This window comes from Mucilaginibacter sp. (assembly GCF_039207105.1).
In the GTDB taxonomy this organism is placed as follows: Bacteria; Bacteroidota; Bacteroidia; order Sphingobacteriales; family Sphingobacteriaceae; genus Mucilaginibacter.
Genome location: NZ_JBCECK010000131.1, coordinates 1 through 14,033 on the forward strand (window position 1 = coordinate 1; position 14,033 = coordinate 14,033).

General features: G+C 40.0%; 10 protein-coding genes, 2 tRNA genes and 2 pseudogenes. 2 read left to right on the plus strand and 12 right to left on the minus strand.

From position 1 onward, the window contains the following. The 9 genes and pseudogenes from AAGC65_RS20045 to kdsA all read right to left on the minus strand — a co-directional run. Window positions 1-887 (minus strand): trigger factor family protein (locus tag AAGC65_RS20045; RefSeq protein ID WP_343114241.1); only part of this gene is annotated, 887 nt, incomplete at its 3' end. 117 nt (window positions 888-1,004) lie between these two features. After that, window positions 1,005-1,086: transfer RNA gene (locus AAGC65_RS20050), tRNA-Leu, on the minus strand. Between the two features lie 93 nt (window positions 1,087-1,179). Continuing rightward, complete coding sequence (locus tag AAGC65_RS20055; protein ID WP_343114242.1) at window positions 1,180-1,968, minus strand: helical backbone metal receptor; 789 nt, start codon at window positions 1,966-1,968, stop codon at window positions 1,180-1,182. Between the two features lies 1 nt (window position 1,969). Next, window positions 1,970-3,010 (minus strand): annotated as a pseudogene (locus tag AAGC65_RS20060) (undecaprenyl-phosphate glucose phosphotransferase); the annotation flags it as partial. A gap of 21 nt (window positions 3,011-3,031) precedes the next feature. After that, window positions 3,032-3,373: a hypothetical protein gene (locus AAGC65_RS20065; protein ID WP_343114243.1), complete on the minus strand. Its 342-nt coding sequence runs from the start codon at window positions 3,371-3,373 to the stop codon at window positions 3,032-3,034. Between the two features lie 225 nt (window positions 3,374-3,598). Next, a complete protein-coding gene (locus AAGC65_RS20070; RefSeq protein WP_343114244.1) occupies window positions 3,599-4,933 on the minus strand; it encodes a nucleotide sugar dehydrogenase in 1,335 nt (444 codons plus the stop codon). Window positions 4,934-4,993: 60 nt separating this feature from the next. Continuing rightward, on the minus strand, window positions 4,994-5,929 hold the full coding sequence (locus AAGC65_RS20075) for a KpsF/GutQ family sugar-phosphate isomerase (RefSeq protein ID WP_343114245.1): 936 nt from the start codon (window positions 5,927-5,929) through the stop codon (window positions 4,994-4,996). A gap of 34 nt (window positions 5,930-5,963) precedes the next feature. Continuing rightward, a complete protein-coding gene (locus AAGC65_RS20080; protein WP_343114246.1) occupies window positions 5,964-6,701 on the minus strand; it encodes a glycosyltransferase family 2 protein in 738 nt (245 codons plus the stop codon). Window positions 6,702-6,721: 20 nt separating this feature from the next. After that, entirely contained in the window at window positions 6,722-7,498 is a 777-nt protein-coding gene (gene kdsA, locus AAGC65_RS20085; protein ID WP_343114247.1) for a 3-deoxy-8-phosphooctulonate synthase, read from the minus strand. A gap of 164 nt (window positions 7,499-7,662) precedes the next feature. Here kdsA and hscB point away from each other — a divergent pair, with 164 nt between their 5' ends. Then, window positions 7,663-8,187 carry a Fe-S protein assembly co-chaperone HscB gene (gene hscB / locus AAGC65_RS20090; protein ID WP_343114248.1) on the plus strand — a complete coding sequence of 175 codons (525 nt, stop codon included), beginning with the start codon at window positions 7,663-7,665 and terminating at the stop codon, window positions 8,185-8,187. Between the two features lie 29 nt (window positions 8,188-8,216). After that, window positions 8,217-8,296: transfer RNA gene (locus AAGC65_RS20095), tRNA-Leu, on the plus strand. Here the strand turns inward: AAGC65_RS20095 and AAGC65_RS20100 are convergent. The 3 genes and pseudogenes from AAGC65_RS20100 to AAGC65_RS20110 all read right to left on the minus strand — a co-directional run. Further along, the gene (locus AAGC65_RS20100; RefSeq protein WP_343114250.1) at window positions 8,250-9,836 is read right to left on the minus strand and encodes a recombinase family protein; all 1,587 of its coding nucleotides are present in this window, start codon (window positions 9,834-9,836) and stop codon (window positions 8,250-8,252) included. The two genes, AAGC65_RS20095 and AAGC65_RS20100, sit on opposite strands and share 47 nt — an antisense overlap. Before the next feature lie 822 nt (window positions 9,837-10,658). Then, window positions 10,659-13,181, minus strand: coding sequence for a GTPase domain-containing protein (locus AAGC65_RS20105; RefSeq protein ID WP_343114249.1), 2,523 nt, complete (start codon window positions 13,179-13,181; stop codon window positions 10,659-10,661). Window positions 13,182-13,523: 342 nt separating this feature from the next. Further along, window positions 13,524-14,033: pseudogene (locus AAGC65_RS20110) on the minus strand (TrlF family ATPase); the annotation flags it as partial.

A 14,033-nucleotide genomic window follows, 5' to 3' on the forward strand; every position in this document is an offset into this window, starting at 1 on the left:
TGTTTGAACATGCTTTCGATCTCTTCCGTAATTCTAGCTATGAAGCCAGATTCATCAGTTACCGCACCTTCACCAAATAATTTATCAAAGAACTCCTGATTCAGATCAGCTTCTTCCAAACGGTTTACATTCTTCACCGTAACCTGAAACTTAGATTTCAAATCCTTTGCTTCCGGTTCACCAATGTTAAGCAATTTGGCAATAATTACTTCATCTTTGTCAAATGCTTTTTGAACGTCTAATTCTACTACGTCATCCTTTTTTAAACCCACAAGTGATTTCAAAATCTTCTTGTCAGTTATTTGATCAAGTCTGATAGAACCCGTATGATTAATACCGCCTTCAAAAACTGAACCATCTGGCGAAAGCTGTGCTAATTCGGCATAGATCACGTCACCTTCTGCCGAAACTTCCGGATTTGTCATTTTGCCATAGCTTTTGCGAATGTTTTTGATTCTTGCATCAAGAGTTTCCGCATCTGCTTTTACCTGGTATTCTGTAAATTTATTTTTTGAGTTTATTGCTACATCTACAGCAGGAGCAAGTCCGAGTTCATAGTCGAATTCGAATTCATCCGTGTAATCCCATTTAAATTCTTTATCATCCATCACCGGTAATGGTTGACCAAGTATTTCAACCTTGTTATCCGTTAGGTATTTATTTAATGATTCACTTAGCAGGTTATTGATTTCTTCAACCAGAATGCTTTTTCCGTACATCTTTTTAATGTGGGATGCAGGAACCATTCCTTTACGAAATCCCGGAAGGTTGGCCTTTTTAGCTTGCTCTTTTATAGATTTTTCCACCTTGTCCGCATAGTCCTCAGGGGCAATCTTAATTTTTATTACAGCGTTTAAGTCGTCAATTTTCTCCTGTGTAATGTTCATTTTGGATCAATAATTTATTAATGTATAATAATACTATTTAAATAAGCGATCTCAAACTTGTAAAAGTTATGATTTGCGCTATAAAAAAATTCCCCCGTGTTGCGGGGGAATGGTTAGTGCGGAAGAAGGGACTCGAACCCCCACGCCGTGAAGCGCCAGATCCTAAGTCTGGTGCGGCTACCAATTACGCCACTTCCGCGTTCTGTTTTTAACAGGTCGCAAAGATAGTGTTTAAAGCTAAATAATAAAATATTTATTTAGTTTTTTAGCTATCTATCTCATTTCATTGTTATTAATTTATTGTTAGGTTATTTATCAACTGCCTGAAGTAAGCAGGGGCATCTAATAACCTGCTGCCATACCAGGAAAACAACTCGCCATTTACCAATATTATCTGTGAGCTGGGCAATAACTCTTGCAACTCATCTGCATGTTTTTGCTTAAACGGGTATGGCTCGGAGGATAAAAATATCAGATCGGGATTAATCTCTGTCAGTTCCTGAGCGCTTATCTCAGGATACCGGCTGGCTTTAACCGCATTTATCAGCCCACATTTTTGCAGCATGCTGCTGATGAAAGTATTAGGCCCGGCTGCCATGTATGGTTTGCGCCATATGAAATAAACAACACGTTGGTTTAAAGCCTGTAAAATTAGCTTGTTGAATGAAGTAGTAATATCTGCAAGTAGGATATTGGCCTCTGTACGGCGATTGGTGATAGTACCAATGCTTCTGATCATTTCCAGGGCATCATCAAAATTATGAACGTCACTTATCCAAACCGGACAAATGTTCATTAACTCTTCTATCTGTAGTTGGGTGTTCTCTTCCTTATTGGCAATGACCAGATCGGGGTTTAGTGCCCTGATCTGGTCAATCTCTAATTGTTTGGTACCTCCTACCTTGGTTACCGTTTTAAATTTATCGGCAGGGTGAATGCAAAATTTGGTAATACCAACAACTTCCACATCAAGACCTAAATAAAACAGCAACTCCGTTTGCGAAGGAACAACAGAAATAATTCTTTTAGGTACCTCTGGCAAATTTACCTCACGATTTAACTGATCGTGAAATACAGACATATTAAAACGCGTTCTTTTCGCCCCGGGCAGCGTTCCAAACCGTAAGGAATATGATTTTCATATCCAGCAGAAACGACCAATTTTCCAGATACCAAACGTCGGCCTCTACACGCTCAAGCATGGCTTGTGTTGTTTGAGTTTCGCCCCTAAGGCCTTGTACCTGCGCCCAGCCGGTGATGCCTGGTTTCAGGAAATGCCTTACCATAAAGGTATCAATCAGTTGCGAGTACTGTTGGGTATGGCTGATCATGTGCGGCCTTGGCCCTACTACTGACATGTTTCCGAGTATTACATTGAAAAACTGCGGTAATTCATCCAAACTTGTTTTGCGGATAAAGGCACCTGTTTTGGTTATACGCTTATCGCCGCGGCTGGCTTGTTTTTTATCCGAGTCTTTATTTACCCGCATACTACGGAATTTGTAGCATTTGAATGGCTTATTATCACGTCCGGAACGTTCCTGCACAAAGAATATTGGTCCCCTTGATTCCAGCTTAATGATGATAGCCAGTATAGGAAACAGCCAGCTAAATACAAACAGGATAATGAATATGGAAAAAAGCACATCGAACAAACGCTTTACAGAACGGTTTAGCATATTCTCCAATGGTTCGGGCCTTACCGATATTACCGGTATATGCCCAAAGCTTTGTATAAAAGTTGGCTTTTTCGCGTAGTCATAATACTCTGGGATAAACTTAAACCTGATGAGGTTTTTATCAGCATCAAGCATCAGGCGTTCAATAGTTTGGGCCTCTGAGTTAGGCAGGGTGCAAAATATTTCATCAACTTTATTACTGAGCACATAGCTAATGCAATCGTTTGTATCGCCTAGGTACATACGCTTATCTTTAACCCTGTCAGCATCGTCATCAAAAAAGCCTACCAGGTTATAACCACGCTCCGGGTTTTGTTTAAAAAAGCTGTACAGATCTGAACCGATACGGCCGCCGCCTATGATAATAACAGCCCTGGTGTCAATTAATGATGCACGATCACTTTTACGAATGGTGAGGAATATCAATTTCCATAAACCCAGTAAAAAGCCGAAGAGCGCAAGGGACTAAAAAAGGTATTCGCGGGTAATAAAGTAAGCCTTAGTACCTATTAATATGATAATGGTGAAGCATATGAAACTTACAAATAAGAGGTAGGTTTTAATTACGCCACGGTAGGTTTTTATGGAATCTTTATTGAGTACATGTTCATACAATCCGGTAATGTTTGCAGATAACAGCCAAATTAAATTGAATACTAACACAATTGGTAGATACCTCCTGTTGTTAATCCAAAAAATATACGACCTGTCTTCGATGAAGTAAGAAATCACCATGCTTATATTAAGTATAATATAATCGATGGTAAGGTTCACTGCTTTAATAAAAGTAGCGTATCTGTGAATCATGTATTATAAGGTTATTGATGTCTAAACTCCAGGCTAAAATTAGCATTATTATTTAATATAACAATCTGTTAATTGAATGTGCATTCAATTGCAAAAATTGAATGTTATTGTCGGCAAAATTAAAAAATTCATACAAAATCAAATATAAAATAATTGTATAATTTTCTACATCACCAATATTGGGGAGATAAGTAAACCGTTTTATCGACAGTTATTTGAAAATAGCTACAGGCGTCCGTTTACGAGTTCTTTACTTAATATTCCCTTAATATCGTATATCACAGAAGCAGGCTCCTTTTTAAGCTTTTGGTAGTTCAGATCAAAAAATTCACGGTGCGCAACAGCAACAATTATAGCGTCGTAACCTCCACGCAAGCCGTCAGCATGTTTTATCGTATCTACATTATATTCCAGTTTAACTTCATCAGGGTTGGCCCAGGGATCAAATATTTCACAACGCGCTTCAAAGCCATTTAACACATTTACAATATCAATAACCCGGGTATTGCGTACATCAGGGCAGTTCTCTTTAAATGTAAAGCCAAGCATCAATATATTGGCATTTTTGATGCCTATATCATTTTTAATCATCAGCTTAATTACCTCAAGGGCTACATAGGTACCCATTCCATCATTAAGCCTGCGGCCGGCCAGTATAATTTCAGGATGATAGCCTACCTCCTGCGCTTTTTGTGCCAGGTAATAAGGATCGACACCGGTACAATGCCCGCCAACCAATCCCGGTTTAAAATTCAGGAAATTCCATTTTGTACCGGCAGCTTCTAAAACAGCATGGGTATCAATATCCATAATGTTAAATATTTTCGCCAGCTCATTTACAAAAGCGATATTAATGTCACGCTGTGAATTTTCGATCACCTTACAGGCTTCGGCTACTTTTATGCTGGGTGCTTTATGCGTGCCTGCTGTAACAATAGATTGGTAAAGCCCATCTATAAAATCAGCTGCTTCGGCTGTGGAGCCCGATGTTACCTTTAAAATATTGGTTAATGTATGTATCTTATCTCCCGGATTGATACGCTCAGGTGAATACCCGGCAAAAAAATCACGGTTGAAACGCAGTCCTGATGTTTGCTCCAATACTGGTATGCAAACATCCTCGGTAGCGCCAGGATATACTGTTGATTCATAGATCACTACATCGCCTTCCTTAAGTACAGTACCCACACTTTTGCTGGCTTTAATAAGCAGGCTTAGGTCGGGCCGATTATACTGGTCTGTAGGTGTAGGTACGGCTACAATGTATATATTACAAGGCGCTATATCTTTAATTTCAGAGGTAAATATCAATCCTTTATTTGCTGTTGGGTCGGTGCTAAGTACCGATAGAAGCGCTTCCCGCTCGGTTTCAAGCGTGTGGTCGTTAGCATTATTCAATTCATTAACCCTTGCCTGTTTGATATCAAAACCCTTAACCGGAAATTTTTTAGCAAACTCAACCGCTAAGGGTAAACCAACATAGCCCAAACCTATAATGGCGATATGGTTGCCTGCGGGAGGTGTAAATTTTTTAACCGGTTGATTTGATTGATCAAGCATTTTTATAACAATGGTAGATAGATGTATAATATTTATTTTAGTGATGCTTATAAACCAGACTTACTGATTGTAGATCTGGTAAACACCCGTAATGGTTCTGTTTTGTGCAGAGCCAACAAGCAAGGTAGTGATCTTTTTTTCGATCATCAATTGTTCGGCTTTGCTCACAAATTCTTCCTCATCAATAATAATGGGATTGGTGGTCATGATTTCGGCAACGGTAAGGGTTGAGGTGTCTGGGTGCTGCAGCAAAGCACGCCTCAAATCACCATCAGTAACTATTCCTTTAAGGTGAGTGTTATCCCCTACCATCACCATGCCTAAACGTCCGGCCGACATGTTGAGCAGCAACTCCATAAATGAAGCGTTTTCATGAATAAACGGCAGTTTTTCGGTTCGCATAATTTCCTTCACTTTAACCAATAACTTTCGCCCTAAACTTCCGCCAGGATGAAAACGCGCGAAATCATGTTGCTGAAAGCCCCTGCTCTCCATCAGAGCTATAGCCAGGGCATCGCCCATAACCAAGGCAGCTGTAGTTGATGATGTAGGTGCAAGCTCTAAGGGACAAGCCTCTTTTGAAATTTTTATGTTGAGATGGTGATGACTGTTTTTAGCCACGGTTGAGTTTGGGTTACCCGTAACACCAATAACCAGGTTTTTATTCCATACCAAAAAAGGAATTATACGCAGCAGTTCATCCGTTTCGCCTGAGTAAGATATCAGCATCACCACATCATTGGTGCCCAGCATGCCCAGATCACCGTGAAATGCTTCGCCGGGATGCAGAAAAAAGCTTGGTGTACCTGTACTGGCCAGCGTGGCAGCTATTTTTTTACCAATAAGACCCGATTTGCCTATGCCGGTAACCACCAGTTTGCCGCTGGAGTTTAGTATGGCTTCAACTACCCTGGTAAACTCATCGTCAATTAAAGCCGCCACATGTTGCAGCGATTCAATTTCAATATCAAAAACCTTTTTAGCTATATCTTTCATAAGTTATTATACAGCGATGCAATTACTGCATAATTTAATTACTATTATATTTTTCGTAGTCGTCAACAAATTCCTGCAGGCCCGATTGTTTATATTTTTCAATTTCGCGATCAAGATGTCCGTATTGCTTAGCGTAATATGGGCCCGATGCATGAAAACACACCTCATTTTTAATAATACCTGACTTTAGTTTTAACCGCTTTTGAAAAGTATGAACTAAGAAACCATCCTCAGAATTTTTCATATTCAAATTTGCAAAGGCAACATGTAACCATATTTTGCGGTAATCTGATTTTCTGAAACAAGCGCACCAGCCACCCGTTGGGCCAAATTCAATGGTTTTACCGTTTATCGTTTCATCAACGTAATGCTCAGGAGTTGGTTTAGCTCCATTGGTAAACTCGTTTTGAATAACATTTAAAGCAATAAAAGCATAATTAGTAAATGTTTGCATATAATCTTCAAATATCAGATCAAGTTTTGGAGGGAAACTAAGCACATCATCATCTACAATAACTATACGCTTACCTTTGGCATAGTTAAACAGTTTTTTATAAGCATTTAGCCCATAATTTTTATCTCGGGATATAACCTTAACTAATTTGTTATCCCGATAACGTTTTAAAACCTCCGGGGTATTATCCGTCGATCCGTTATCCATTATAATAATCTCAGATTCAGCAGTATCGGCAATACTTGCTATTAACGCTTCAAGGCATAACTCCAGGAATTTATACCTGTTCCACGTTAATAAAACAAAACTTGTTTTCATAATTGCTGATCTTAGTATTATTAATTAATGAGCGAAGATAAAACCTGATCAAGATCCTGCAATTTGATCATGTTAGGGCCATCACTAAGCGCGTTATCCGGATCTGGGTGGGTTTCCATAAAATAACCATCGGCACCAAAGGCTTTAGCGGCTAATGCCATCATAGGTACAAAGGTACGGTCGCCTCCGGTTTTGCCGCCTGCCCCGCCTGGTCGTTGTACCGAGTGGGTACAATCCATACAAACCGGATGACCAAAGGCTTTCATATCATAAATATTCCTGAAATCAACAACCAGGTTATTGTAACCGTACATGTTACCACGTTCGGTAAGTATGATCTGCGTATTGCCAGCCTCAATTACTTTTTGAGCGGGATAAAACATATCATGGCCGGAAAGGAATTGAGCCTTTTTTATATTCACTATTTTACCAGTTTGTGCGGCTGCCACTAACAGATCTGTTTGGCGGCACAAAAAGGCAGGTATCTGCAATATATCAACCACCTGTGCTGCAATGACAGCCTGAAAAGGTTCATGAATATCGGTAAGTACAGGCAGGTTAAAACGCTCTTTTACATTTTGCAGCATTTCCATACCCTTTTCAATACCAGGGCCGCGGTATGAGTGGATAGATGTACGATTGGCCTTATCAAATGATGATTTAAATACTACAGGCACGTTGTATTTCTGTCCTGCTTCGGCTACCTTTTCGGCTACCTGGTATAAAAGCTCCTGGTTTTCCATAACACAGGGGCCCAGTATAAAGAACGGCTTTTGCCGCATTTGTTCAAACAACATAGTTTTTTTGGTATAATGGCAAAGATAATGATAACCACGAATTACAACGAATAGGCCTCAATTTCAGAAAAGCAAAGATCTGTATTTTATAATATTGGGATAATTAATGAATATCAATTAGTGCTAATTGGTTTTTATTAGTGAAATTCGTGTTTATTTTGATTATGAACTATTTTGAATTTTATGGTATTCGTGAATCTTTTAACGCAGACCAACCCGCGCTTAAAAAGAAGTTTTACGAACTGAGCAAACTATACCACCCCGATTTTTACGCGGGCGAAGACGAGGCCAAACAACAGGAAATACTGGAACTATCAACGCTAAATAACAAGGCTTACCAAGTGCTTTCGGACCCGACGCGCCGTATGGAATACATTTTAAGACAGCATAATCTGGTATCTGAGGGTGCAAAACCACAACTTCCGGCAGATTTTTTAATGGAAATGATGGATATTAATGAACGCCTGATGGAAGTAGACGATGCCGAACAATTAGCCGCCGTAACAGCGGAAGTGCTTGCTATTGAGGGTGATATTAATGACAAATTCAATGAACTGACCGCCGGTTATGAGCTATTAGACCATACCGCTCAGGAAGACCGGCTAAATAAAATTGCAGAAATTTACTTTAGACAAAAATATCTGTTGCGAATTAAAGAGAGTTTAGATACATTTGCAGCCCGCTTGTGAGGGATTAATCATCAATCACGACATAGCATGCCCAGCTGGCGGAATTGGTAGACGCGCTGGTCTCAAACACCTGTGGGAAACCGTGCCGGTTCGACTCCGGCGCTGGGTACAAAGCCGTAGTCAGTACGAATTTTCGTTCTGACACGGTTTTTTTTATTGGGGAACTTATTGTTAATCAGATATATAAGCCTAACTGCTTCATTGATTTTTCCGGTTCGATGTTCTATGCCATCAAAACTCCATTTTTCAGGAAAGATCGAACCAATGATATCCCGTTGCTTGCCAATATCTGCGTTTAAATATAAGAGATCAAGCTTTTTTAGGTTTTCCACTGCTTTATAAACCAATTTGTCGATATCGACCGTCGCCGCACTATTAGCCATAAAGTCGGAAAGCTTTGCTTCAAGGATCATTATTTTTTCTTCCGCTTCAGCTTTGATCGTTTTATAATCGCTTCCTGTAATATCATCTGATAAAAGTAACTCTCTCGCTTTAGTTATCCGATTATTGTTTTCAGTAATCTGTGCGATAAAGTTTTTTCGTTCGTTCCGGAAAAAGTCGTTTCCGTTATTGTACAAGTCGAGTATAACTTCAGCGTATAATTCAGCCATTCCGGCCTTAGGGATAAATTCACGAAGCTTCGCAAGAAACGCCATATTAACTTGTTCCGCCTTGTAGCGACAGCCACATGATGGTTGGCAATGATAATAATGATAGTAACCGTTACGTCCCTTTGATGCGCTTCCAGTTAGCAAACGTGTACATCGCGAGCAACGTAGAAATCCTCTTAATGGAAGCTTATCAGGGGCGACCACTAAAACCCCGTGAGAACTATTAATGCCGATTTCCCTAACTCTTCCATCTATCATTTCTTGCGCCTTGAAAAACATTGCCTCGGATATAAGCGGCTCGTGTAAGCCCTGTACCAATTGTTTTTCTTCATTCTTATACGCAGGAACTAAAACTTTACCACAATAGCCTATATTTCTCAATGCAGTTCTAAAACTCGTCAGACTGGCTTTCAAGCCTCGTTTATTTGCCATTTTCCAAACCTCCTGAGTGGTAAACACGCCATCGGCTACTTGTTCGAAAGCCCAGCGCATATGAGTTGCTTCCGGCTCATTAAAGGCGACGTATTTCGTGCCGTTCTCCCTTGTTTTATTGATATATCCCGGAGGCGCAACGCCTAACCACCGGCCTTCTTTTCTGGCTTGACGCATCCCGGTTTTCACGTTTAAGGCTCGGCGGTCATTTTCTATCTCCGGTGTGGTCAGGTAAACAGCCAGCATCATTTTGTTTTCCGGAATATTCATATCCAGCGGTTGTTCAATTGCCTGTGGCTCAATACCGATCTTTCGCAGAAGGCTGATCATTTGATATGCATCGCTTGCATTGCGGCTGAATCTGTCCCACTTCGTAAACAAGACCAAATCTGTCTTGCCTTTATATTTCTTGAGTTCAACCAATAGTTTTTTCCACTCTGGCCGTTCGAAGGTTTTTGCCGAATGATCTTCGAAGATGATCTTTCTTGCCTTAATGCCGTTTATTTCACAATACTTAAGAAGGACATCTTCTTGAAGACGTTGTGAGTAACCCTTATCAGCTTGTTCGTCGGTACTTACTCTAATATATAAGTCTGCTATTTTCATGTTATAAAAGAAAACATAATCAAAGCAACTGAGCTTTTATTCGTGTTTGATTATCAGTGAATTAAATTCTATTTCTATAGCTAATTTACCAAATTTGTACATGGAATCCAAGATTAATTTCGCTTCCTCTAATGTCACTTTTGTACCGTGCTTAGCCAATATCTCAACTGCTTTGACGGGTGTTACATTGCGTTTGTGTGAATAATTTATTTGCATATCGCACTATTTAACTGCCCGCAATTTCTTTAACACTCAAGGAACTCTTAGACCAGTAGCCTAATATTTAGGTGAAGTATATTTTGAACAAAGGGAAAGCACCATCTTACCTAAGTTTTTATTTTAGGCAAGTTGCCTAAAACGTAAAATCGTAATAATCTCCTTTGACTATCAATTCAAATAGTCATGAAAAACAGGTAATAAGGCTCGATTTGAAAGGTCGGAAGTTCGATGGTCACAACAACGAGATCAAGCGCACGAGCACTAAGCCGCGCCAGTTGATGTGGCCCCTGAAACTGCTTTAGACGTAGGGCGATGCTTTTTGGAATTGATTATACATTTCGCCTAAAATTGACCCTTAGCCTGTTTTTCTTTTCGTCATTAGTCACTTTTGAAATGATGGATTTTAATTTGTTTTCGAGATATTTCATAAAGTTTTCAACCTGGTTCTCTTCTTTGAAAAATATCGGGCTTTTTTGTGTTTGTGACAATTCAGGAAATGGCTTTGGAAACTTCTTAACAATTCGCCAACGGATTTGGGCGAAAGCAGCGGATCGAAGCTGACGATTAAGGCTATCTTAAGTGTTATGTCGGGAACAACCACAATTAAAATATAGTTGATAATCCTTCCACATTTCTGCAGTCGCTTATAATTGTTCTTGCAATGGCATAATCTATTGAAAACGCTTGCCTGGCCATGGTGATCCGGTCTAAGGTGCCGTCGTCGTTTAATCTTTTCATTTTTTCTTCGGATAGGTCTACGCTGAAGAGATCCCATAACGTTATCAAATAACCAAAATAACTGCCCAATTCCTCAATAATGACCATAAGTGCAGTTCTGTTGGTTTCTTCAACACCTTGTTGTGCGATAGTAGTATTCATGTTGCGCAGGGTTTGGAAAAGTCCTGAAATTGCACCAGTCAAAATGGCTTTGGTAAATCGTTCCGGCTGCAGAACAAAGAGCATGGCAAAGACCTCGCTTGCCTCAGTCAGGTTCTGTAATTTCCTAAGTGCGTTCATTGTTGCCCGGATTTTCGCACTTGCATCATCTATGATCATTTTTTCAGCAATTGTTTCTATATTTCTACCCACCTCTGCAAGCCGAAGGATTTCGCGGAAATGCCTAACAATATCTCTTGGCAGGCCGCCGGCAAAACAATATGCAAGCCCCCAAAAAGGAACTGGCCTGCCGATCATTCTTTTTTGCAAAAGCTCCTTCGCGCGATTGAGGTTTAGGTAATTCACGAATACGATGCTATCGAAGGAGCTGTCAAAGACGTCCCGGAACGGTAGTCCCCTCCGTTCGAAGCTATTCATCGCGTTTTCGGATACAGCAACCAGGAAAAAACAACGCTGGATACCGAATATCGATTTTATTTCATTTAAAAATTGCGTCGCGGTGTCGTCAGTCTCGAGTTTGTCCAGTTCATCTATGCCAATGATCACCTGGTAATGAACGGCCAGTGAATCCAGGAATTTGCTAAACCCCTCGATGATCTCTGGATTAGTCATTGGCTTTTCAGCCATGCTTCTGCCTCCTGTTCGATTACCCTCAATGCCGATGGGTAGCTTAAGGCTGCCGCCCCATCCTTCGGTAAACGTCTGCTGAAACCGAATTTTACGAAGCCAGGTTTCCGCTTCATTTGCTATTGAATATGCATTCTCCGATGGCGGCAAACTGTTACTAACTCTTTCAATTGTTTTTTCTATAATCCGGTGTGCGTTTCTTACAAGAGCGAACCGGCGCTGAAAAAACTGGAATGATAGTGCTGCCGTTATTAAAAAAAGCCCCCAGTTTAAAAAAGATACTGAACTATTGGGCGATGCACTGATCGTGCTCAAATAGAATTCCCCAAAATTGCTTGCAATACGATTTTTTTGCAGAGAATCGAGCCGCCCCGCATTCATCAATCTCTCTTTTTTCAATTTGATCGTATCTGGTTTAGATGAACTCAGAAATTTATATTCAAGCTCAGTCCGGTAGCCTTTATGAAACTGTTGGTGCAGCCTCCAAACGGAAAATGAAATAAACATTAAAAATAACCCTGCAATGAGAAGCAACCTGAAAATAAATGGTAAAATACGTGAGAGGATTATCGTGAATTTTGACGCAACTTCGTCTTGGTAATCAGATCTCAAATTTTCTGGCAGCTTTACCTTAGCTTCTTTTAGCGCATTTTCACAGGTTAAGGAAAATAAGTAAAGTAAAAAATCCCTGGCATCATATTTTACAGGTGCTGAGGTCATTACCGGAATTATAGTCACATCGTTTATTTCCCGGACACTCCTCGTGTTACCGCAGAATGTTTTGATCAGCGTACTTTTGCCTGCACCCCTTGAACCCGCGATGCCGATACTTCCGCCTGGCATCTTATTAAGAAGGAATTGTAATTTTTTCTTAGCATCAGTGTCGACGGTCCTCGACGCATCGATCATTTCGCCAAGGCCATTTGCCTGGACATCTGCAAATTCAATTGCATATGATTCCGGGAACTCATTATTGATAATATCCCGGATCAAGTCTTTCATAGTTTCCGTGACACTGTTTTTTATAAGTTGGTTTAGATTGAAAAGATGTTCAGATTTGGATCTGTAATCCTGGATCAAATGGGCATTTGCGAGCTGGATTTCCCCTCTTTTACGTTTGAACATAGCAATGAGGATTTTTTTTCGAACCCAAAATATTGGGAAGAAAAAAAACAGAGTAAAAAATACCGTCAGTATGCCGGGGAGCATCCAGTCATTTGAAAGTACCCACATGAATCCTCCCGTCTGCATTTGTACCTTAATGCCTTTGAATATCAACATCGGGAGAAAGAAAATTATTGCTGCTCCACAAAAAACGAGGACAACGAATAATATTGTTAGCTTATACGTCGGTCGGGAGTTATGAAGAATTTCGTGAATCTTTGGGTGGTCGCGCTGAAAATCACGGAGATAAATTACCGTCAGATCAAACTCCTGCAACTGTGAAATGACTGTATCCCAAATTTCTTGTTTTTTTGGTAAAATTCTCTCTTCAATAACTGACTTGGAAATTAACGCTTTCCGCATGCTCGACTGTAGTTCTTCTTCATTTAATATGTTACTGAGCAATAATTCGAATGTACCGTCTTCCTGCATTGGCATAGTGAGTAATTTAGGTGACTAAAAATAATAATTTTTTATCAGCAGTGATTGATCTGTTTTTGCGGGGGCATTGTTTATGACTTAAATTTTGGGGGCAATAGGCCGTTGAGACCGCTACGATCCTCAATCCCAACCGCGAGCATTTCGAGTTTTCTCCAGCTTAAATTCGAGAAATAGTCTTTTTATTCATTTGAGACACATTTGATTTGAAGGCTATATTGAAGCTATCGAGAGTAACTTGTTTAGCAGTCTACAAAAAAGGTCCTTGCCGATCATAGGCAAGGACCTTAAATTTGAGTTTATTATTTAGGTATTTTTATCAAAACTCTGGGACCGCTGCCGTCATTTAGAAAAACCATACTTTTTCTCGCGCTTTTTAAATGCTTCTTCACCTCCTTCAACTATGTCTGTAATATGTTCTCGGATCCCCATCGATTTCAACAGATCCGTTATTTTTGGCGTCGCTACAGCTTTCGTGTGTTCAATGGGGCCATTGATATAATCAAATTGGTAAGGACTTGTTGTTTCTTTGTCGTTCTGGCCTTTTTGATTCGCCACGATCACATTTTCCGCATCAGCGTTCACTACGACATTCGCATTGTGAGTGACCAGGATAATTTGTCGTTCTAATTTTTTATTTCTCAAATACGCCACTAAATCTTTGGTGATAGAACGATTATCTAAATTATCTTCAGGTTGATCAATAAGTATCGGAGCCTTTGACCCGCTCAAACCTACAATCAGCATCAGTATAACAAAACTGGCTTTACCAGTAGACATTTCTTCCAATTTGTCACGATCATAAACTACGTCCCAATAGTCAAAAAAGTAATCGTCCAATAAATACCTGAC